Raw genomic sequence first — 21161 nt, forward strand, 5'->3', positions numbered from 1 at the left:
AATCCCAATAATGATTTAGCTCCGTGCGAATTTCTGGATCAGTTCGCCCAGAGTTCCCCCAAGAGGACCTGTCCTCGCCGAAAGCAGCTTGCCGGCCTGTTCGCGGAACTTCACGGGGTCATTGACCACGCCCGATAAAATCATCTGCGCGTACCGAGCCGACAGCCCTGCCCGGTCCAATCGTTGAGCACGACGTATGTATTCTTCCGCAAGTTCTCGATTTCCTTTTTTCGCTGCGACCACAGCAAGGCCACCATGGCTTTCGCCAAAGTTGCGATCAAGTGACACTGCCTTTTCATAGATTAGCTCAGCGGCGTCAATATCCCCGCTAAAGATCTTGCACCAACCCAGCGCAAGCAAGGTACCGACATGGGAGGGCATGGATGCCGCTGCCTGCTCTAGTTGAACCGTCGCGGCAGGTAGGTCATGCCTGATCATGCTGATGACGCCCAGACCGACTCTACTCCTTCCGTCGGCAGGATTTATTTTGAGGGCGGCATTAAATTGGGATTCGGCGGCAGCGGCGTCCCCGAGACCCAGGGACACATTGCCGTCTACCACCAAACTCTCCAGTGAGTCCGGCCCCTTCGCTTTGGCCACAACCCCCATCTCTTTCGCGCGCTCCAATTGCCCGTCATCCAGGTACAACAAGCTCGCCGCAGACAGTAGTTCTGCGCTGGCAGTATCCACGTCGATATTCGCTTCCACAATCCCAATGGCTTTCTTGAGGTCACCAATGTGATGGAGTGCGCGAAGCAAGGTCATAAGACCCATGGGGCTCAATCCGGGCGTACCAAGAAGCGGGAGGAGCAAGTCAGCCGACTCTGCGTATTTTTTCTTCAGGAAGGAAATGTAGGCCAAATTATAGATAATGCCGGGGTTTGGGCCGCTACGATGCAGGACTTTTAATATTTTCTCGGCGTCGTCCAGCTTCCCTTCCGCGATCAATACGTTGCTATGTCGATGATGAAAAAAAGGGTCATCGGGATAGAGGCTCAACGCAGCGTCCACATACGTGCGCGCCTTTTCTGGCGAGCCACTCTCAAGATTGAGGTCAACGGCTGCGGCAAGAAGATCCCGGTTGCCGGGATCACTTGCCAGGTACATTTCTACGCGTTGCAATTGCATCGGAGACTCAACGAATGCGGACGATTGGGTTTGCATGAGTTTGCCCTGTAAGTAATCTGAAATATTAAGCAAAATAAAATTATGGGATGCTTCAATAACTAATGTCGACATCATTGCCGCAGGAAATTGCTTCGCTAAGCCTGCGGATTGCATCCTTGTGAATCTGGGACACTCGCCCGCGCGTCAACCCTAAAATCTTGGCGACTTCCTCAAAAGCGAGTTGCTGCAGGTAATGATAGGTGATGACCTTTTTTTCGTTATTTGGTAATGTCGATACCAGTGCCCTTACCCGCTGGACCAGTTGTTTGAGCTCGATGCTCTGGTAGGTATTGTCGGGGTAACTTGCGGCGTCCGCCTGGAAGATTCCAGAATCCTCCAGCGCAAACCCCACAGCAAGCCCAATCGCCAACTCGGCCAGGTAACTAAAAATTGCCTCTGGCGTTTTTTTGGCCGGAGCATCGTTCTTAACGGATTCTACGCGGCTGGCGACGATACGCTTGCGCGCACTGACCTGTTCCTGCTTTTCGCTGAGAGATTCGATGCCGTTGAGGATTGCCCCGTTAATCCGTGGGAACGCGAAGGTCTCAAACTTGATACCACGCTCAGGATCGTACCGGTCGATCGCCTCAATAAGGCCTATCGATGCATACTGAAAATAATCATGGAACTCCAATTCCAGATAAGTACGCTTCGCATAGCACTTCGCGGCCAGCCCGCGCGCGTAAGGAAGAAAATGTTCAATGAGTCTCTCCCTGGCCGCTTGGCCCGCGCCATGTTGTAGCGCGTTCCAAAGGACAATCAGCTCCTCGTTCTTTTCCCCTGCAGGATCGGACGCAAGGAGCTGATTCGGCTTCACGGTCATTTACCCCTGCTCTAGGAGAAAGTTCCGACCAGCGCGCGCACGACGATATTCCAGCCGTCGATCAGTACGAACATCAGTATCTTCAACGGCAACGAAATGGATGCCGGTGGCACCATCATCATCCCTAGCGACATCAGTGCACTGGAGACAATCAGATCGATCAACAAAAAGGGCAAGAAAATCACGAAGCCAATTTGAAATGCTGACCGCAATTCCGACAGCATGAAAGCCGGGATCAGCTGCAGCAACCCGATATCGTCGATCGTACTCGGTTGCTCCGCCTTGGAGAGCTCCACCATCAACCCCAGATCCTGCTCACGCGTCTGACGCACCATGAATTCTCTGATAGGCCGAATGCCTTCGGTCACGGCTTTGTCAGTTTGCAGCTTGCCGGCCATATAAGGCTGGAGCGCCCTGGAATTCACTTCCTGCAGAGGTCCCGCCATGGTGAACATGGTCAGGAACAGCGCCAGGCTTACGATCACCGTATTAGGAGGGGTATCCTGCATGCCCAGTGCATGACGCAACATCGAAAGGACGATGACAATCCGCACAAACGATGTCATCGACATCAGAATGGCCGGTGCCAGGCTCAGGACCGTCAGACCCAAAAGAATCTTGATAGCGGAGGAAATTTCTGCGGGATTGCCGGCACCACCCCCTATCCGAATTTGCATCCCAGGTATGGAAATTGCCGAGTCCGCGGCCAAGGCAGACGAGCAGCATACTGCGCTGCAAATCAATGCCACCGTGATTGCCATGACGTTTGCCAATGAAAAGCGAGGTAATGTCATTGCGGCTCCGATGAATTGGGAGCCGTGAGCGGCACAGTTACCAGGCACTGGACACCCTGTTCGCTTTGCGCCAGCATATATTGAGAACCGGCAAATTCAACGACATGCAACGATGACTTGGGAGTCAGTCGATGGGACTCAACAATACGTAGTTGCTTCGCACGAGTGGAATTCACTGCGAAGCCCAGGCGCCGGCGTACCACGTAGACGCCGCCAGCCAATATCAGCAACACCAGCGTCATGCCACCGGCCATACGCGAAAAGTCCCCTCCCGATGCAGCAGGTTCCCGTTTAAACGGAATTGAGTTGCTGTGTAATTCCTCACCAGCAGCCTGGCAAGGAATCGCCATCGCAAGTCCGGCCAGCACCAGGCAAAACGCGGACAGGTATTGCCTTAACATCATGACTTGGTCGCAGTAAAAACTTCGGTCACTTTTACACCAAAATTGTCGTCCACCACGACCAGCTGGCCGCGCGCGACCACTTTACCGTTCAAGGTCACGTCAACCACATAGTCGACAGGCTTGTTGATTTTCAGGACCGTGGATTCTTTCAAGCCCATCAACTCGCCCAGGTCACTTTCAATCTCGCCGACATTGACATTCAACATGACCTTGACGCCGTGCAGGATATCCAGCTTGGTGCCAAGCAGGCTTTCCCCTGCCGCTGGCTGCGTCTCGATTTCTGTCAGCTCAAGCGCTTGTGTCCTGGCTGTTTCGTTTTGTTGCTGCAATAAGTTATTCAAAGACTTGCTCCATGCATTTTATTTGTTCGACGGACTACTTCAATGGCGACGGAATCCCCGGACAAGCCAAGATATCCTGCGAACAGCGGCTGCTTGTCCGGACCGAGTATTTCAATTGGCCTATCAACGGACGATGGCAGACAAATTACATCACCGATACCAAGCGTCATCAACTGGGTGATGTCGATTTCTACCTGGCCTGCGGATACTGATAAGGTCACAGGTACCTTGCCCAGCGCCTCCATTAAGTCACCTCTGGCGCTCACGTCCTTGGCAACAGGCATCTTGTCACCCACCGCATCCACGCACGCGTGATTGAGTAACACAGAAATGCTCAGGTCCCCCAGGCGAACGTGTATAAGGACGCCACCGCAGCCGTAGCGAAATTCACCAGGACCAGGAGCGCTGTTTTCTTCGGACTGATGCATCGCGGAAGAAATTCCTGCCTCGATGGCCATCCTTTTACCCAGAGCCTCCAGTGCGGCCTGCCCCGCCTCCACGGCAATCACGGACTGCAAACCCGTCATCGGCCCATGCCGGGTGTCTGTGGGAAACATCTGCCGTTGCAGGTATTTGCCAAGGTCAGCAGCATGGGAGATCCAGATCGCCTGCGCACCCATCCGATACTGCAATGGCCATTCGGCGATTCGTTGCGCATTGGACTCCCACACACGTTCGCAAGAGGTATCGACCTGCAGCGTGTCAACACCCCAGGACACTGCCCAGCTCTTGACTACTGCAGCGACTTTTTGTGCGACTGCCTCCAGCACCGAAGAAGAAAGCAACGCGAAAGGACTTACGTTCATTATTGTTTCTTCATATCGAGGAGCGTTTGTATCATGTCGTTCGCCGTGCTGACGACCTGCGACGAAGCCTGATAGCCACGCTGCATGACGATCAGGTTACTAAATTCCTGAGACAGGTCGACGTTCGACCCTTCGATTTTTCCCGCAGAGATAGTGCCATACATGCCTGTAGAGGCCTGGCCATAATTGGCGTCCGTTGGATTCTTGCTGACGAACTGGTTGCCACTCACTTCGGAAATCGACTGGTCTGACTTGAAGGAGGCGATGGCCAGATGTTGCCCCTTGGCTGTTGCCCCATTTGAATAGGTGGCCACCAGCGTGCCGGTCGAATCAAACGTCGCACCCGTCAACGCACCGGTCGCATTACCATCGATTGATGCAATGGCGATCGTCGAGGTATTGCCGTTCGATGAAGAAGTGACGTTACTGGAGAAATCCAGTGACAACGCAAATGGCGACACGCCTCTCGGGGAATACGTCAACTGGATTGCATTTGCCGTCACCACCGGATTGCCATTACTGAATTGAAGAGAGCCTGTACCCACCGTGGTGCCAGTCTCATCTGTCGCTGTCACGGTCCAGTTATTCGGAGTTCCCTGATGGAATACCAGCGACAAGGTGTGCGTACCGCCGGCAGGGTCGAAAATACTGATACCGCCCAGCGTAACATCAGTCGTCGCATTGCTGGAAATATTCCCGGTGAATTTCACCGAGGATGACGCTTTTGCCGCATTGGTCTGTAACGAAGAGAGTGAAATATCGGCCAGTTGACCGACTTTGTCAAACCCGGCAACCCGCTGGCCGTTGTTCGCACCGTTGATCAAAAAGCCGTCCTTGTCGAAAGTGAACTGCCCCGCCCTCGAATAAGTGATGTCCGATCCCTCGCGAAGCACAAAAAAGCCTTGGCCATTGATTGCGAGGTCTAGTGGATTTCCCGTCTGATTGAGAACACCCTGCTGGAAGTTGATCTGCGTCGCCAGCGTATCCAGCCCGGTCCCCATGCCCGCAGTCGAACCGCCGCCCGCCGCACCCTGCTGGTTTTGCTGCGCAAACATATCGCCGAACTCCGCGTTGACTCCCTTGAAGCCCGGCGTGTTAACGTTGGTCAGGTTATTGCCAATGACTTGCAGGCCCTTGGAGTATCCCATCAGCCCCGACATACCCGTGAAGATTGTATCTAACATACGTGCACTCCTTATTTTGCTGAAGTAATCTGAGCTAAAGTAATCCCCTGATGGAGAGATCCATCCGAGGCGGTGACAGTCAGCTGGGCCTGACCTGAAACATAATTAATCGCTGTAACTTTTCCGGTAAGACTGCCGTTGGACGTTGCGGTCGACGTGTCTACACCGACAGTCCTGCCGATCAGTCCGATGGACTGCGTGACCGACTGCTGGGACAGCATCTGATCTATCTTCGCGTTCAGTTCCGTGCTTTGCTCCAGCGTCGAGAACTGCGCGATCTGCGCCACGAATTCCTGGTTGTCCAAAGGCTTGAGCGGATCCTGATTGGTCAATTGACTGGACAGGATTTTCAGGAAATCCTGAAGGTTAATGGCGCTGACCTGGCCGGCGGCCCCTGGGCTTGCACTAGTACTCATTGGTTACGCTCCGTTTCCGATCTTTGTTGGTAAGCCGGGCCTGGCTGTAAATCCGTGCTGCCATTGGACTCCTTCCAGTCACCGGTCGCTTCTTCCTGATATAAACCCTCGCCATATACGCCAGCGATCTTCCTTCCATTGACAACCAGTGAATTCAATCTGGATCCGGCATTCTGCAGTTCGGCGCTCAGCGCCTGGCCAACCTGTTGCCCACTCGTGTCATTCAATCCGGCATCCCGGATCCATGCCTGGACGCCATCGGCACCGTGATATAAGTGCAGGATCCGCGCAGCAAATTGATCTACGTCGGCCGACGGCTCCGAAGGTGATGTTCGATCCGCTTCAGCCTCTTCGGTCTCGATACCAGACTCTTCGGAACCCTCCGTCAGGGCGATGGGTTTTGTCGAGTCGATCGGTGCCGGCAGCGGGGTAACTCTATAGTCGTTGGCCAAGGCCTCTTCGGTTAAGGCAGGGACGGTGGATCCGGCGTTCATGGGCAAGATACCTGGCTGGTGAATCAAGGTGGCAAGCACTCCGACATCACCACCCAGTGGTCGGTTCGTTTCGACCGAAAACAGTGTGGCTGCAGGCATCACACCGAGCCCAACGGCATCCATGCCTTGGTCATGGGGCGCGTTGATCCTCTTTGACACGCTAACAGATCCGGAGGACCGAGCTTGTGGACTGGGTTCATCTGGCGAGGCAGTCGCGTCGGAGAAGGATTTTGTCGCGATGCTATTAGCGAGCGGGGTAACGTGTTTTTCGCTTTCCGATGTGGCCGTACGATCGCCACCCATTGCCTGGCCACCACCGTCCCTCTGGCTATCGGAGATTGCCGGATTGGTAACAGCGACGTTGACAGAAGGCTGCCCTAACACGCTAGACGCTTTAGGAGTCTCAGCAAGGAATGCGCGTTCGAGCTCCAGCATCCAGCTTCCAGTGGGCGTCGTGCCTGCGCGCACACCGCGTGCAGCGCCTGACATATCAGGAGAAAGACCTAGGGAGTCGAGATTAGTTGCCATGGTATTCCGCGCGTGATTGCAATGTGGACCAGTGATCGTCTGCTTGCTTGAAGTCGTGACTGAGCGCCAGCTTGGTGAAGTTTTCCTTCATTTGGCTGCGGTGCTTTTCAATCGCTTCCAGTCCGCGTTGCGCATGGGCTATCTGGTCGATCAGCTGTTCCCTCTGCATGTCAGTTTCCTTGATCGATATTTCCTTGGCACTACATTGTTGAGCGAGGTCATCCATGTAGCGGGCAATGACCATATGACGCTCAATGGAGATCAATTCTTGCCCCCCCGAATGTTGCTTCCACTCCTGGACTGTCAACGCTGCCACTTTCTCCAGGTCGCTGAGTTGCTGCCGAAGATCTCGCAGTTGCTCGTTCACCTTGGATAAATCAAGCTTCAATGCGTCCAGCGCCCATTGTCTTGACAGCAAAATAGGTTCGAGTTCGTACTGGAAACGGGCATTTCCCGACATCAAGTCCTCACTTCCATTATCTGGTTCAACGCCATCATTGCCTGCTGGCGCGACGTCGACTCATGAACGGTTTGCCGCAGCATGCTCTTCAACGTTGGGGCGAGCTGAATAGCCCGGTCGATCGCCGAATTGCTACCGGCGCGGTAAGCTCCCATTTCGACCATCTGCTTGTTACGCTCGTACACTGACAGTAGTTCGACGGCGGCAGACATGGCCGACTGGTCCTCACGACTAACGATGTCACCCGCCAGGCGACTGACGCTCTGCAGAACATCGATCGCTGGGAAATGCCCCTCGTGGGCCAATGTTCTCGACAACATAATGTGGCCGTCCAGCGTCGCGCGCAGGATGTCGGAAACCGGTTCGTTGAAATCATCCCCTTCCACTAGGACGGTATAGAGAGCCGTAATAGAACCTCCCGAGTCCGTGGTTCCACATCTCTCGCACAAAGCAGGGATTTCCGAAAATACGGACGGCGTATATCCCCGCGCTGTCGGCGGTTCGCCCGCGGCCAGACCGATTTCCCGTCTCGCCATCGCAAACCGCGTAACCGAGTCCATCATCAACAGAACTTGTTGGCCATTGCTCCTGAAGTGCTCGGCAATCGCCGTCGCCGCGTAGGCGGCCCTGGTGCGTACCAGGGCCGATTGGTCAGAAGTTGCCACGATCACCACACTACGTTTCAATCCTTCGTCGCCCAGGTGTTTTTCGACAAATTCGCGCACTTCCCGGCCACGCTCACCTATCAGGGCAATGACGTTGACATCCGCCTTCACATCCCGCGCCAGCATGCCGAGTAAGGTACTTTTACCCACGCCGCTGCCAGCAAATATACCCATCCTTTGTCCTCGTCCCAGCGGCAATAGGCAATCGATCGCGCGGATGCCTGTCTCGATGAGCGAGCTAATCCGAGGCCGGCTTAGCGGGTTCAATGGCGCTGCCTGCAGCGGAAGATAAGATTCAATTACTGGCTTGGGGCCATTGTCCAGCGGGTCACCGAAGGCATCCAACACACGCCCCAGCAATGCGGCTCCCACCGGCGTACGTGGTGCGCGGCCGGTGGCGATAACTTCACTGCCACTCCCGATACCGCGCAGTTCACCGTAAGGCATCAATACGACCTTGCCAGGCTTTACCCCGACCACTTCGGCCATGACCCTCTCCGTACCAAAACTGGGGACGATCTCGCACATTTCGCCGATAGTTGCATTGGGTCCAATAGACTCAATACTCTGACCCGAAATGCTGATTACCCTCCCCGTTCGACGAGTGAGTTCCATGTTACGCACAGCATCAAGATAAGCTTGCACTAGCGGGCCTCCTCGCTACTGCGGTTACCTGCCCTTACCTTCAGCAGCGCCTCGCGTAAGGTCTGCATTTGCGTTTCCAGCCTGGCATCGAGTGTTCCACTTGAGCCGTCAACGATGCAACCACCCAATTCTATCGACGCGTCCACTGCCAGTTCCCAACGCGTATCAACCGATGGAATCCCTGCTTCGCCGGACAATGCGCTGATCATTTCAAAGTCAGCGGGATGTAACCGCACGACGAGGTCTTCATTTTGCTGAAAGGACTTCGCTGTCTGCGCAACTGCGCCTACAACCCCCTGTCGAGTAGCTGCAGTCTCGCCCAGCATCTTGCAGATGGCAGCGTAGGCAATCTCGACGACGGCATCCTCTGCCTCGTCAAGTATCATTTTACGGGTATCAATCAAGGAACTAGCGATGGTTGTCAGATGTTGCAACTTTTCTATCGCTGCCTTCCTTGCTGTCTCTTCTCCTTTTTTCATTCCGTCTTCAAATCCCCGACTTTCTGCTTCGGCGCCCAGGCGTGATAATTCCTGCTGCACCCTTTGTTGCACCCGCTGCTCTAGTTCGATTTCATCCTGTTCATTCCGCTGAAGTTCCCCATCGGATACGGGGACGTCAGCGGCAACCGGAGGTGGAGTTACAGCGACGCGTGCCACATGGCGCTGCAGCCGACGAGGCTCTGCAGAGAATGTGGGCCTGCGAATTATTGGCTCCATCTGGACACCGTATGACGAATTCTTGATAAGGCCTGCCGGACCGACACTACGGGCGACGGCTCACCGGCGCCAAGATCTGCCTGCTGCCTTTCCGGTGCCAGTGCAGCCAGCCGAGCCCCCAGTGTGTTCAATAAAAAGTCCTTTTGAGCCAAGGGTATTTCACTGCGCTGGGATTTCGCCAAGCGAATCTGCTCCTGGCGAACCGACGAAAACATTCCGACACACGCATCTGCCCAGTTCCATCCCTCGATGGCCAATACTCTGCCGATTAACGAAGCGGGTTCACCCTCCAATATCTGGAACATCTGCATGGAAGATGCAGTACGTAGATGCTCAATGGCCGACAACGCCCCTTTGGGCGCCGTGAAAGCCAGTTGTTCAGCAAAATCGTATCCGGAGGCATCCTCATTCGAAAAACCGAGCTCCTCCAGTTCGTCCAGGTATTGCTGCAGCAACTCCCTATCCCCGGAAGGCAATTCGTTCAGGATCCAGTCCTTATCCTGCCGGCTCAAGCCATGAAGGGCAACAGCCGCCTGGCGGTGTCCGCTCATTGACGCGCTCCTGCCAGCGGCTTTGATACTGATGGACTATCGATCCATGAACGTACCTTCTGCAACATCTGCTCTTTTTCAGCGGGGCTAAGATGTCTGGCAACCGGCCGACGTTTGCCCCTGCCAATGGCAACAAGCACCACAATGACTGCTATAGCCAAAACGACCGCCCCCAGGACGAACAGAAAGTACTTGAAGAATTCCGTCCTGTCCGTTCCCGGTAATAAATTCGCGTGGACAGTACCTGGAGGCTTGTCCGTAGCAGCCTGCTGGGTTTCCGCGTCATCATGACCCGCCACTGCCACCGGAGCTCCCTCCAGGCCGCCGTGGACCAACTTGTCCATCGAATAGATCACAACGGCGTCACCTCGCTGGCTATTGAAACCAACGGCAAGACTGACAACTTCTCGCAGGTTGGCGATCTGTGCTTCATCCATGGACTTTTTGACGACAACGGCGATCGTCAGACGACGGGTGGATCCCGGCGCAGTGACGACCTGCTCAACGCGCCGTCCAACCTGGTAGTCCGATTCAGTCGATGTGATGCCATTGGAATTCGTGTCATGGCCAGCGATCGTTTGGGTGTTACTTCCCGCATCATGGCTTGTCTGCTTTTCGCGGACCACGACGCCAGTGGGTATCGCATCGACTGAACCATTTTTCGAAGGCAGTACTTCCTCCGTCGTCACGCGGTTCTGGTCCATGTTTAACGCAACGTCGACCGTCGCAACGGCGCCGCCTTCGCCAAACGTACTGTCCAGTATCTTGGCAACCTTGCGTGTCAGGTAGTCTTCCGCACTACGCTTGGAATCCAGTTGTGTCACTGCAGTCTCCGCACCTGGCTCTCCAGAGGTATTCCGGGTGAGTGCAATACCATGCTGATCAAGAACCGTGACATCTGACGCAACAATCTCCGGAACCGATGCCGCGACCAGGCGCTGAATGCCTGCCACTTGCTCCTGGCCGATGACCTTTCCTGGCTTCATCACGAGAGTGACAGAGGCTTTTGGCTTGGCAACCGCCTTCTTGAACAAGCCTTGCTCTGCAATCGCCAGGTGAACCCGGGCCGACTGGATCTCGTCAATAGACAATATCGTGCGCGTTAATTCACCTTGGATGGCCCGCTGATAATTCACCTTCTGCACAAATTCCGTCATGCCAAAGTCTGCATTGTTAAAGACCTCGAAGCCAACAGCACCATGCAACGGCAAATCCTTGCCCATGACCTTCAGGCGCGTCTTATAGACCGCCTCCTTTGGCACCAGGATGGTGTTACCTCCATCGGACAGCTGATAAGGCACCTTCAGACGGTCCAGCTCTGCGGTCATTGATGCAGCGTCGCCAGACGACAAGTCAGCGAATAAGACCTGGTAATCAGGACGGTAAGCCCATACGGCCACTCCTACGGTCGCTGCCAGGATGATAGCCACGCCAACACCCATGCCTACCTTTGCCTGGTTTGTCAGGCCGTTCCACGTTTCAGTTACAGATGCCACTTTATTGAATCTCCTAAACCTGCATGCGCATTACTTCTTGGTAAGCCTCTAACAGGCGATTACGCACCTGAGCCAGCAACTGGAATGAAAGCCTTGCTTCTTCCATCTTGATCATCACCTCGTGCAAGCTCTGTTCAGAGCCCACCGCCAACTTTTGCATCGCGTGATCGGCCTCTACCAGGTTGTCGTTGACAGCCCCGACCTCCTTCGTAAACCAACCGGCGAAGTTACCGCCGACAGACTCGACGTTTGACGAAAAAACGAATGCGTCGGGCTCTATCAGCGCCGGCGCAGTGATCGCACTTACCGGCTCGACCGTCACGATTGACCACCGATGTCCAGGGTATGGGATGCCATGGTTCGGGCAGCATTCATTGCCACTACATTTGCCTCGTAGGCGCGCAACGCACTCATCATGTTCATCATTTCGGACGTGTTGTCTATTCCCGGATAGGAGACGAATCCCTTGTCATCCGCATCAGGATGCCCTGGTTCATAGACCATCTTGGGAGCGACATCCATCGGCTCGATCCCTGCCAGTTGCGTTCCACCATTGGTCACCATCTCCGCCTGGCCATACTGGTCAGAGAATGTCATGGGGCTTTCGCGGGACACAACGCGCATGGGGCGATATAACTGGCCGCCGGCAGGCGCTGTGCTATGCACGTTCGCAAGATTGGCCGCGGTCACGTCCAGTCGCGCCTTCTCGACCACCATTCCTGTTGCACTAATATGAAACGAAGCGTTGTAGTCCATCAGGATTTCCCTTCATTGATGGCAGAATTAATAATAGAGAAATGCCGTGTCAGTGCTTTCAATACCGCCTGGTGATGCAAGGTATTTTCGGAAAGCTTGGCCAGTTCCATTTCCAGCGTCACCGCGCCTCCGGTCGAGAAATTTTCTTCTGCAGGTTCCAGTGTCGGGCGATAGGTGGTCAAATCATCAAGTGAGACGCTTTGCCCCTGCTCCAGGTCTCGCCTGGCTTCCGACAGGCGCGACTCGAAACTGACTCCCATCGCTTGGTAACCAGGTGTGTTCACATTGGCGATGTTCTGCGCGATCGCCTGATGCCGCAGTGTGCTGGCATCCAGCGCCAGGCTCAGTAACTTGGTCGTATTGTTGTCAATGATGGATATCATTTCTGCGGCCCCCGTCCTTGAAGAGTTTGAATTACTTGCTTATCAGTCGTGTTTTGCTCATCTATTACTGGACCACCAGTTCCGCGTGCAGGGCGCCGGCAGCTTTCACTGCACGCAAAATAGAAATGATGTCCCGCGTGCTTGTCTTGATTCTCGTCAACGCCTGTACCAGGTCGGCCACCGTGTTACTGTTGGCAGGGACAAACCCCGTTTCAGACTTGTTGTCAACATTGATGCGGCTGTTCGCAATTGTGACCGTGCGAACGTTCTCCCCTACTTGCCGTACAAAACCTGGCTGGGAAACAGAGTTATCCGTCACGATGGAAACTTTAAGGTCGCCCTGGGATATCGCCACTTTGGAAATTTGTACATCGCCGCCCGACACGACCGTACCGGTACGTTCGTTAATGACGACCTTGGCCCGCCGATCGGGTTCGACCTTGACGTTCTCGATCTGCGTCAGGAAGTCGGTCAGATGCCGGCGACGTCCTTCAGGCACCGTTATCTCGATTCCGGAAGGATCCGTTGCATCCGCGACCTCCTGACCCAAAACCTTATTGATCGCTGCCGCAACACGGCTGGCAGTCGTGTAGTCAGGCTCGGAAAGCACGAAGGTCACCGTCTGCTGCGGGCTCATGACATGGTTGGTAATGCCTACTTCGATGCTCGCACCACCCGGAATCGCACCAACCGTCGGATGGTTGAGCTGGATGACGTTTCCGTTCAGATCGTACTTGTATCCGCCGACTGCGACCGACCCTTGGGCCAGCGCATAGATGCGCCCATCCGCCCCTTTCAACGGCGCCAGCATCAGGGATCCACCCACCAGACTACGGGCATCGCCTATCGAGGTAACCGTGACGTCCACTGCGTCGCCTTCGTGCGCGAAAGGTGACAAATTGGCGGTCACCATGACAATCGCCACGTTACGGCTTTGGACATCCTCGGACGACACTGCCAGGTCGAATCTAGACAGCATGTTAGATATTGATTGCCGGGTGGTTTTGTTGCGACCGGAGTCCCCGGTCCCCGCCAGACCAGTAACGATGCCATAGCCCGTCAGTGCATTCTCGCGCCAGCCCGCGACTTTGCCAATATCCTTGATGCGAATCGATTGCGCGTTGCCGGCTTGGCACAGCAATATGCCCATCATCAGCAGAAAAACCGTAACAATCCTGTTCATTTTTTTCACAGTCCAAACCATGTAAATATCTTTTGCCACCAGCCCGGGCGCTGCTTGTCGGACAAGTCCCCGCTTCCGACATAGCTGATTTTTGCATCAGCAATTCGCGTCGACAGGACGGTATTCGCATCCGAAATATCCTGCGGCCTGATCGTCCCCTGTACCCGGATTTGCTGCCGCTCATTGTTAATTTCCAGCAGCTCTTCACCGGAAATCAGCAAGTCTCCGTTCGGGCTGACATCGCCGACCCGGACGGTAATCTGTGCAACGACCTTTCCCTCCCGCTGTGTCAAGCCTCGGCCGTCCATTTCGTTGGTGGTTTTGATGGCTCCTGCCCTGCTCCGCCCGAAGCCTTCAATATCCAGTCCGACATTGGCATCGCGCCCGGCAGTGGTGTTCGCCGTGCTGGTGGCGCTCGAATTTTCCACCACCATCACCGTGATCAGGTCGCCACGCTTGTGCGCTTTTCGATCAGATGCCAAGGACTGATAGGAATTCTCCTGATATAGCGACGTGGCTCCCGCAAATGTCGCTGGTATAAACGCCGTAACCAATACCGCCGTCAAGAAACTGTTCTTCAACATTCTCATCATTTACCTTCCACTTGAACGACACCACCCACCAGTACTCTTCCCGAAAAAGCCTCGGCACTCGTTTCAGGTTTTACTTTGACCAACTGCCCGACGACGCCATCTTGCTGCGCAATCGCACGGGTTTCAATGACGACACCACCCTCGGCCAATATCAACTTGACCGAGTCTCCCCGAAAAACCAAACCTTCCGGCGACAGCTGTTCGCGCCTCAGCATTTGACCGCGTCCTACAGCCTTACGAAGCCTGGTTGCTTCAGACAAGCCATTCGCCGACACCAGGCCTTCGGGATTGTCGGTAACGTCCTCGGTCCTGGTCTCAAAATCCGACGGGAGTGCAATCGTTCCCGCAGGTAAGTCACGCTTGGCCACATAAACTTCTTGCGCCACCTTGATGGTGAACGTGACCACGACCGAGCGATATACTTCGCCATTGACCCGGATGTCGACCCAGATTGGAGCACGGGAATATAGGCGTCCCATCTCCAGAGGCCGGCATGTCATCGACACCTCCCCCGTCGGTAACTCGATATCGGCGACAGGGGCGGCGGAGTTCAGCTCCACGCGTTTGAATTTCGCACCCAATTCTTTTGCAAGGTATTCCCTGGCGCTCTCGACAACTTTCGCATTGTCCAGACTGTGGCCGGCGGCACGCACTTTGACTGCCTTGGCGCCGTGCCAATCCAGAGCCGCGCGCATCAAGGGTACGCGCGAGTGGATAAGTCTATCCAGCTCCTCTTTCGTGTACTGTTCCACATAACCCACGCGCGGCGCCTGACCGACTTCCAGCGACTCCACCGTCTTCCTTATCTCGTTGTCATCGGTCTTGACGACGGCGATTTGCCCCAATGTGAAACGTTTCTGGGAAATCGCGACGTCGGCTGACAGGTCCACCTGGACCGATGTCGATGAACCCGCTGCACAGGCCATGGAAACCATGCATCCAGAGGCCAGCAAGAAAGCCATGTGCAGGAAAGTAAGTGGACGAGTCACAAGCATTCTCAACGGCGCAGGTTATTGCTCATGCCGAGCATCTCATCGGATGCCTGGATGACCTTGACGTTCATCTCATAGGCGCGCTGGGCGGTCATCAGGTTGACCATCTCATTCACCATATTGACGTTGGACGCTTCCAAATATCCTTGTGAAATGGTACCCATCCCGTTGTCACCCGGTTTTCCATAGACCGGATCGCCGGACTTTGCCGTCGGCTTATACAGGTTCTGACCCAGCGCGTTCAACGTGGACGGATCCGCAAAATTCGACATCTCGATACTGCCTACTTCCACCGCGGCTCCCTGCGCACTTGTCTGCACCTGGACCTTACCGTCCGCCGTGATCGTCACCACTTTCGCGTCAGCACCGACATGGATACTCGGCTTGAGGGCACTGCCATCCGGCGTCGTCAGGAACCCATCTGCGTTGACTTGCAAGGAACCGCCACGGGAATAGGCGTGACTACCGTCGGGCATCGTCACTTCTAGAAAACCGCTTCCCTGGATGGCAATATCCAAAGGCCCAGTCGACTTTTGTAAATCACCCAGGGCAAAAAGCGTAGAGAGGGATGAAACATTCACCCCTATGCCGTGTGCCTGCTGCAGATTGCCCTCATTGTCGGCACTGGTGGGATGCCCCATCTGGTGCACCATATCCTGGAAGTTCACGCGTCCGGCCTTGAAGCCAGGCGTCAACATGTTGGCAAGATTATTCGCTGTCGTATTAACGTTCAACTGCTGGGCTTGCATACCTGTTGCTGCGATATAGAGCGAATCGTTCATCAATGTTCCTTAAAAATCGCCGAGTTTGGTGATGGCCTTTTGAAAGACATCGTCATATCCCTGCATCAGTTTCTGCATAGACTCGAAATGACGAACAGTTTCAGTCAGGCGTATCATTTCTTGCGGCGAGCTGACGTTGGAGTTTTCCAGGTATCCGCCGCGCACTTTCGATGTGTCATTCTTATTCGTGATCTGCGCGGCGCCTTGCTGGAACAGGCCGTCTCCGATCGGCAGCAAAGACTCTGCCTTGGAAAACTGAACCACTTTTATCTGGCCTATCGTCTGAGTCCCTTGCTTGACATTGCCACTCTCGTCAATGCTGAAGCTGGTTCCGGACGTGAACAGTTCCCCGCCGGTCCCCATCAATGGGAGACCCTGCACGTTCGTCAGTCTTCCCTGCGTATCGATCTTCAACGCCCCTTGTCTGGTGTATGCAGGCCCTTTGTCCGTCGTGACCTCGAAAAAGCCCTCGCCTTCGATGGCGATATCCATCGGGTTCTTTGTCGCGCGCAAGGTACCCGAGCTCGGATCAATGACAGACGATCCAGTATTGCCAGAATGTGGGTCTATCGCTGCATTTTCGGACACGAAACTGTCGAAAGAGCGCGTCACCGAGACATGGCGCTTGTAGCCAGGAGTAAGGACGTTGGCCAGGTTCTGGCTGATGTCGTTCATCCTCAACAAATCATTTTGCATGCTAATACTGGCAATCGTTTGGGGATCCACTTATATGCTCCGGTCATCAACTAAAAAGGTTGCGTTCATTTCACTCCACTACGAGAGACTGATCATCCCGTAGGACTTTAAATTCAAGGTATTCGGGATTTCCGACAAGGACAGCACACGCATATGAGGAACTACGCGTTCTGATAGGGAGCGCAAGTGCCTCCTCAAATCTGGCGCGCATAGCAATACAGGCATCAGATTTGCCTTCATCATCCGTTCGGATTGTCCAGCAAGGCGGGTGAGAAGCTGCTCCGCGAATTTGGGTTCCACGACCAGACGACTGCCGGCATCTGCCGTACGTACACTTTGCATCAGGCTTTGTTCGACGGCGGGATCCAGTGTCAGCACGTGCAAGGCCGGCGACTCACCCAGCAATGACTGGCAAATGGCGGCGCCCAGCTTTTGACGCACCGCTTCGGTCAGGAAAATCAGGTCCTTGTTGGTCCTTCCCCTATCCGTGAGCGTTTCTACAATGGCTTCCAAGTTGCGGATGGAGACTTTTTCGCGCAACAGGTTCTGCAACACTTTCTGGACATCGCCGATGGTCAGCACGGTCGGGATCAGGTCCTCTACCAGGCCGGCCTGGTTCTTTCTTACTCGCTGCAGCAAACGATCTGTTTCCGTCCGTGTCAGCAGCATGGCTGATTGCTGCTTCAGCACTTCGCTCAAATGCGTAATAAACACTGTAGTCGCATCCACCAGCGTATAACGAGCATGCCGAGCAGCCTCCTTCTGTGAATCTTCAATCCAGACAGCCGGCAGCCCATAGGTAGGCTCCTTGGTTTCGATACCTTTTAGAGGCTTGGATTCTGCGCCGCCCTGTATCGCCAGCGTTCGATCGGTCATGATTTCCCCGCGCCCCGACGCGACGCCAAAAATATTCAATTCATAGGCGTTGTTACTTAATTGGGGAGCATTCCGAAAACGGACGCGCGGCAGCACCATGCCGGACTCAAGCGCAAACTGCTTCCTGATTGCGCCTATCCTGTCATTGAAGATGCTTTGCTCTCCCGACACCAGCGGCGCCAGGCCTGCACCGACCAATACCTCAATCGGGTCCACTTGTAGTAATTGGTACGCATCCTCTTCTTCAGCTGCCTTCTTGGTCGCCTCTGCCTTTTGCGGCTCAGCTTCGGTCTCACCGTTCTTCTTCACGAAAAATGTCACCGACAGGAAGATCGCCATCAGGATCAGCACGGGAATTGGTGGAATACCAGGCATGAACAGGATGGCACCCAGCACGGCCACCACCATCAGCATGGTCTTCGGGAAGGACGTAATTTGCCGCAGGACCTCCACGCTCAGATTGCCGTCGGATGCCGAGCGGGTCACGATCAGGCCGGTGCTGACCGCGATGACCAGCGCTGGCAGTTGCGTCACGATGCCATCGCCCACTGTCAGCAAGGTATAGGTCTGCAATGCCTGATCCCAGTGCATTCCCATCTGCATGACGCCGATAACCAGGCCACCGACGATGTCAATCAGCAAGATGATGATGCCGGCAATCGCGTCACCCTTGACGAATTTACTGGCGCCGTCCATCGCGCCATAGAACGCGGTTTCCTTTTCCAGGCCCTTCCGACGTCGCTTGGCTTCTTCCTGGTCGATGAAACCCATGTTCAGGTCTGCGTCGATACTCATCTGCTGACCCGGCATGCTGTCCAGCGTAAACCGCGCAGCGACTTCCGAGACACGCTGCGCACCGTTGGTGACGACTACGTATTGAACGACCACCAGGATCAGAAATACGATCAGGCCGATGACATAGTTACCGCCCACGACATAAGAACCGATGGATGAAATGACACGGCCGGCATCGGCGTCGGCAAGAATCAGGCGGGTCGCGGCGACATTCAGGGAAAGCCTGAACAGCGTGGCAATCAGCAGCAGCGACGGAAAAGTGGAAAACTCGACCGGTTTAGGAATATAGAACGTCAGCAGCAGGATCAGCAGACCGAAACTGAAATTGGTCAATATCAGGAAATCGAGCAGTCCGGACGGAATGGGAGCAAACAGGACAGTGAGTACGCCCACTACCAGGAAAACCATCACTAGGTCGGTATTATTGTTAAAGACACGGCGTAACGCGAGCATCATGCGACCTTCCCGGTATTCAACCTGGCGTCTCGCATTGCCTGTACCCAGACCATGATCTTTGCTAGTTGCGGATAGAATTTTTCGGGAACGAAACCGTCGTAATCAACCTCGCGGAACAGGGTCCGGGCAATCTCACGGTTTTGGACGATGGGAATATGATGCTGACTGGCGATCTCCCGCATTTTGCGAGCGAGCTCACCGGCGCCCTTGGCGACGACGGTCGGAGCGCCGCTCTCGCCATGCTTGTAACTGAGCGCAACCGCAACATGGGTCGGATTGGTGATCAATACGTCCGCCGACGGCAGCTTGCGCATGGCCTTGCTGCGTCTCAGCATCTCCTTGCGAATTTCACGTATACGTGCCCTGATCCTTGGGTCGCCGTCACGATTCTTAGTTTCGTCCTTGATATCACGCCGACTCATGCGCATACGCTTGGCAAATTCCCATCGTGTATAGGCAAAATCAAGCGCCGCAATCACCAGCAAGGCGAACAGCAGCTTGACCATCAGGCCGCCGACCAAACCGAGTAGTACTTTTGAATACCCTTTAGGATCCAGCGTGGACAGCCCCATCAAGCCCGGCATCGTGTCGCGAATGCTGAAATAGGTAATCAGGCCGAGAACTACCAGCTTGGTGACACTCTTGAACGATTCGTACAGAGTACGCATCGAAAAAATACGTTTGAGTCCGTTTGCCGGATTAATCCTGTCAAAATCCGGCGAGATTGGCGTGAACGAAAAAATAGGCCCCGTCTGTGCAAGATTAGCGACCACGGCAGCGACGACCAGCGCCAACATCAACGGCGCCAGGATATGCAGCATTCCGAAGCAAAGCTGGCCGACCAGCGCAGCAACGCCGTCTGCCTGCCAGTCCAGGCGGCCTACCTGACCTAGTACACTCAACTGCAGGCGGACGGCGTCCTTGAAAGACTCCCATCCGTTGGCGTAGACCGTTCCCACCAGCGCCGCCAGGACGACCATGGCCGTCACATCGGCGCTTTTTGCGACGGTGCCTTTTTTGCGCGCCTCCTCCAGCTTATAGGGGGTGGCGGCCTCGCTGCGATCTGAATCTTGTTCAGCCATTACGACAACACCTGTTCCCAATAATTGAAAATCGACGCGTACACGCGGTTCATTGCTGCACCAAGTGATCCTATCGTCAGGGCAAACATCACCAAGGCTACGAATATCTTTGCTGGCACACTGACGACGAAAACGTTCATTTGCGGCAGCACACGTGACATCATGGCAAACGCAGCTTCCACCAGAAACAAGCAAAACATCACAGGTGCGATAAGCGCCGTTCCTAGCGAAAACATCAATCCAAACTGGCGGATCACCGGTTCCAGCGACAATTCGGAAAATCCCGCGCCTGGCGCAATTTGCTGCGCAGAAAATGCGATACCGCGCAGCAGTGCGTGGTGGCCGTCCAGGCTGAAGAAGGCTGTTACGGACAGCATGTTCAACATCATCGCGAAGAGCGGTGACTCTGCACGCGTCACCGGGTCGAACACGCTGCCAATTCCAAAGCCGCTTTGCACATCCAGTATTTTTCCGGCTACGGCAAAGGCGCCGAATGCGGCCGACACACCGAATGCAAGGGTGACACCGACGGATATTTCGAGCAGGGAGGCAATAATGAGCGCGCCCAGGCTCAATGGGCTATGCAGAGGTTGTATACGGAGGCCGGACACAAGGACCACGCTGAGCGCCAGCGTAAAGAGCACGCGCACCGTCACCGCGCCGGCCAGGTCTGCGAAGACGGGCGTGGACATCAGCAGCACGCCAATGCGGAGGGATAGCAGAAAAACAGCAACTGCCCAGGTTGGATCAATGTCCAGAATCATGGGATGGCTGTCCGCTAAAAGTACGAGGGAATACTGTTGATGAGATTCGCAGAGAACGCGAGCAAACGCTTCAGCATCCACGGGCCGAACGCGACTAGCACGACAATCGCTACTACGATTTTAGGAATGTACGTGAGCGACATTTCCTGCACTTGCGTGACGACCTGCACAACGCTCACGATCAAACCCACCAGCAGCGTTGCAGCAAGCAACGGGCCAGAGATCAGCAAAGCGTTCCAAAGGACGTCGGCAAGCAGCTGTATGGCTACATCCGATTTCACTTCTTTTCCCCTGAGCATTCTCAAGTGGGCCG

26 protein-coding genes are annotated in these 21161 nt (G+C 54.9%); all 26 read right to left on the reverse strand.

Annotation, left to right across the window (positions count from 1 at the left end):
- Window positions 1-15 precede the first annotated feature (15 nt).
- Entirely contained in the window at window positions 16-1242 is a 1227-nt protein-coding gene (locus ACO0LO_RS10425) for a tetratricopeptide repeat protein (RefSeq protein ID WP_422964161.1), read from the reverse strand.
- Window positions 1220-1990, reverse strand: a complete 771-nt coding sequence (locus tag ACO0LO_RS10430; RefSeq protein ID WP_422964162.1) for a sigma-70 family RNA polymerase sigma factor — start codon at window positions 1988-1990, stop codon at window positions 1220-1222. The genes ACO0LO_RS10425 and ACO0LO_RS10430 overlap by 23 nt, the downstream gene beginning before the upstream one ends.
- Before the next feature lie 11 nt (window positions 1991-2001).
- Window positions 2002-2784, reverse strand: a complete 783-nt coding sequence (gene fliP, locus ACO0LO_RS10435; RefSeq protein WP_422964163.1) for a flagellar type III secretion system pore protein FliP — start codon at window positions 2782-2784, stop codon at window positions 2002-2004.
- Window positions 2781-3188, reverse strand: coding sequence for a FliO/MopB family protein (locus tag ACO0LO_RS10440; RefSeq protein ID WP_422964164.1), 408 nt, complete (start codon window positions 3186-3188; stop codon window positions 2781-2783). The genes fliP and ACO0LO_RS10440 overlap by 4 nt, the downstream gene beginning before the upstream one ends.
- The gene (locus ACO0LO_RS10445; protein WP_422964165.1) at window positions 3185-3529 is read right to left on the reverse strand and encodes a FliM/FliN family flagellar motor switch protein; all 345 of its coding nucleotides are present in this window, start codon (window positions 3527-3529) and stop codon (window positions 3185-3187) included. The genes ACO0LO_RS10440 and ACO0LO_RS10445 overlap by 4 nt, the downstream gene beginning before the upstream one ends.
- Complete coding sequence (locus ACO0LO_RS10450) at window positions 3526-4335, reverse strand: FliM/FliN family flagellar motor switch protein (protein WP_422964166.1); 810 nt, start codon at window positions 4333-4335, stop codon at window positions 3526-3528. The genes ACO0LO_RS10445 and ACO0LO_RS10450 overlap by 4 nt, the downstream gene beginning before the upstream one ends.
- Window positions 4335-5519, reverse strand: coding sequence for a flagellar hook protein FlgE (locus tag ACO0LO_RS10455; RefSeq protein ID WP_422964167.1), 1185 nt, complete (start codon window positions 5517-5519; stop codon window positions 4335-4337). The genes ACO0LO_RS10450 and ACO0LO_RS10455 overlap by 1 nt, the downstream gene beginning before the upstream one ends.
- Before the next feature lie 11 nt (window positions 5520-5530).
- Window positions 5531-5935 carry a flagellar hook assembly protein FlgD gene (locus ACO0LO_RS10460; protein ID WP_422964168.1) on the reverse strand — a complete coding sequence of 135 codons (405 nt, stop codon included), beginning with the start codon at window positions 5933-5935 and terminating at the stop codon, window positions 5531-5533.
- The gene (locus ACO0LO_RS10465; RefSeq protein WP_422964169.1) at window positions 5932-6957 is read right to left on the reverse strand and encodes a hypothetical protein; all 1026 of its coding nucleotides are present in this window, start codon (window positions 6955-6957) and stop codon (window positions 5932-5934) included. The genes ACO0LO_RS10460 and ACO0LO_RS10465 overlap by 4 nt, the downstream gene beginning before the upstream one ends.
- Window positions 6947-7417 carry a hypothetical protein gene (locus ACO0LO_RS10470; protein ID WP_422964170.1) on the reverse strand — a complete coding sequence of 157 codons (471 nt, stop codon included), beginning with the start codon at window positions 7415-7417 and terminating at the stop codon, window positions 6947-6949. Before ACO0LO_RS10470 ends, ACO0LO_RS10465 begins: the two co-directional genes overlap by 11 nt.
- A complete protein-coding gene (locus tag ACO0LO_RS10475) occupies window positions 7417-8727 on the reverse strand; it encodes a FliI/YscN family ATPase (RefSeq protein WP_422964171.1) in 1311 nt (436 codons plus the stop codon). Before ACO0LO_RS10475 ends, ACO0LO_RS10470 begins: the two co-directional genes overlap by 1 nt.
- Window positions 8727-9383, reverse strand: a complete 657-nt coding sequence (locus ACO0LO_RS10480) for a FliH/SctL family protein (protein WP_422964172.1) — start codon at window positions 9381-9383, stop codon at window positions 8727-8729. The genes ACO0LO_RS10475 and ACO0LO_RS10480 overlap by 1 nt, the downstream gene beginning before the upstream one ends.
- Window positions 9384-9430: 47 nt before the next feature.
- Window positions 9431-9994 (reverse strand): hypothetical protein, encoded by a 564-nt coding sequence (locus ACO0LO_RS10485; protein WP_422964173.1) that lies wholly within the window; start codon window positions 9992-9994, stop codon window positions 9431-9433.
- On the reverse strand, window positions 9991-11490 hold the full coding sequence (gene fliF / locus ACO0LO_RS10490) for a flagellar basal-body MS-ring/collar protein FliF (RefSeq protein ID WP_422964174.1): 1500 nt from the start codon (window positions 11488-11490) through the stop codon (window positions 9991-9993). Before fliF ends, ACO0LO_RS10485 begins: the two co-directional genes overlap by 4 nt.
- Before the next feature lie 13 nt (window positions 11491-11503).
- On the reverse strand, window positions 11504-11812 hold the full coding sequence (gene fliE / locus ACO0LO_RS10495) for a flagellar hook-basal body complex protein FliE (RefSeq protein ID WP_422964175.1): 309 nt from the start codon (window positions 11810-11812) through the stop codon (window positions 11504-11506).
- Window positions 11809-12246 carry a flagellar basal body rod protein FlgC gene (gene flgC, locus ACO0LO_RS10500; protein WP_422964176.1) on the reverse strand — a complete coding sequence of 146 codons (438 nt, stop codon included), beginning with the start codon at window positions 12244-12246 and terminating at the stop codon, window positions 11809-11811. Before flgC ends, fliE begins: the two co-directional genes overlap by 4 nt.
- Window positions 12246-12629, reverse strand: a complete 384-nt coding sequence (flgB, locus tag ACO0LO_RS10505) for a flagellar basal body rod protein FlgB (RefSeq protein ID WP_422964177.1) — start codon at window positions 12627-12629, stop codon at window positions 12246-12248. Before flgB ends, flgC begins: the two co-directional genes overlap by 1 nt.
- A 64-nt stretch (window positions 12630-12693) precedes the next feature.
- Window positions 12694-13851, reverse strand: a complete 1158-nt coding sequence (locus ACO0LO_RS10510) for a flagellar basal body P-ring protein FlgI (protein WP_422964178.1) — start codon at window positions 13849-13851, stop codon at window positions 12694-12696.
- A complete protein-coding gene (locus tag ACO0LO_RS10515) occupies window positions 13818-14405 on the reverse strand; it encodes a flagellar basal body L-ring protein FlgH (RefSeq protein WP_422964179.1) in 588 nt (195 codons plus the stop codon). The genes ACO0LO_RS10510 and ACO0LO_RS10515 overlap by 34 nt, the downstream gene beginning before the upstream one ends.
- Complete coding sequence (gene flgA, locus ACO0LO_RS10520) at window positions 14402-15394, reverse strand: flagellar basal body P-ring formation chaperone FlgA (protein ID WP_422964180.1); 993 nt, start codon at window positions 15392-15394, stop codon at window positions 14402-14404. The genes ACO0LO_RS10515 and flgA overlap by 4 nt, the downstream gene beginning before the upstream one ends.
- A gap of 8 nt (window positions 15395-15402) precedes the next feature.
- Window positions 15403-16179: a flagellar basal-body rod protein FlgG gene (gene flgG / locus ACO0LO_RS10525; RefSeq protein WP_422964181.1), complete on the reverse strand. Its 777-nt coding sequence runs from the start codon at window positions 16177-16179 to the stop codon at window positions 15403-15405.
- A gap of 9 nt (window positions 16180-16188) precedes the next feature.
- A complete protein-coding gene (locus ACO0LO_RS10530; protein ID WP_422964182.1) occupies window positions 16189-16905 on the reverse strand; it encodes a flagellar hook-basal body protein in 717 nt (238 codons plus the stop codon).
- Window positions 16906-16953: 48 nt separating this feature from the next.
- A complete protein-coding gene (gene flhA / locus ACO0LO_RS10535; RefSeq protein WP_422964183.1) occupies window positions 16954-19002 on the reverse strand; it encodes a flagellar biosynthesis protein FlhA in 2049 nt (682 codons plus the stop codon).
- Entirely contained in the window at window positions 18999-20084 is a 1086-nt protein-coding gene (locus tag ACO0LO_RS10540) for an EscU/YscU/HrcU family type III secretion system export apparatus switch protein (protein ID WP_422964184.1), read from the reverse strand. Before ACO0LO_RS10540 ends, flhA begins: the two co-directional genes overlap by 4 nt.
- Window positions 20084-20929 carry a flagellar biosynthetic protein FliR gene (locus ACO0LO_RS10545; RefSeq protein WP_422964185.1) on the reverse strand — a complete coding sequence of 282 codons (846 nt, stop codon included), beginning with the start codon at window positions 20927-20929 and terminating at the stop codon, window positions 20084-20086. The genes ACO0LO_RS10540 and ACO0LO_RS10545 overlap by 1 nt, the downstream gene beginning before the upstream one ends.
- Window positions 20863-21129: a flagellar biosynthesis protein FliQ gene (gene fliQ, locus ACO0LO_RS10550; RefSeq protein WP_422964186.1), complete on the reverse strand. Its 267-nt coding sequence runs from the start codon at window positions 21127-21129 to the stop codon at window positions 20863-20865. Before fliQ ends, ACO0LO_RS10545 begins: the two co-directional genes overlap by 67 nt.
- Window positions 21130-21161: the final 32 nt, after the last annotated feature.

Source organism: Undibacterium sp. TJN25 (assembly GCF_049339885.1).
GTDB lineage: Bacteria > Pseudomonadota > Gammaproteobacteria > Burkholderiales > Burkholderiaceae_D > Undibacterium.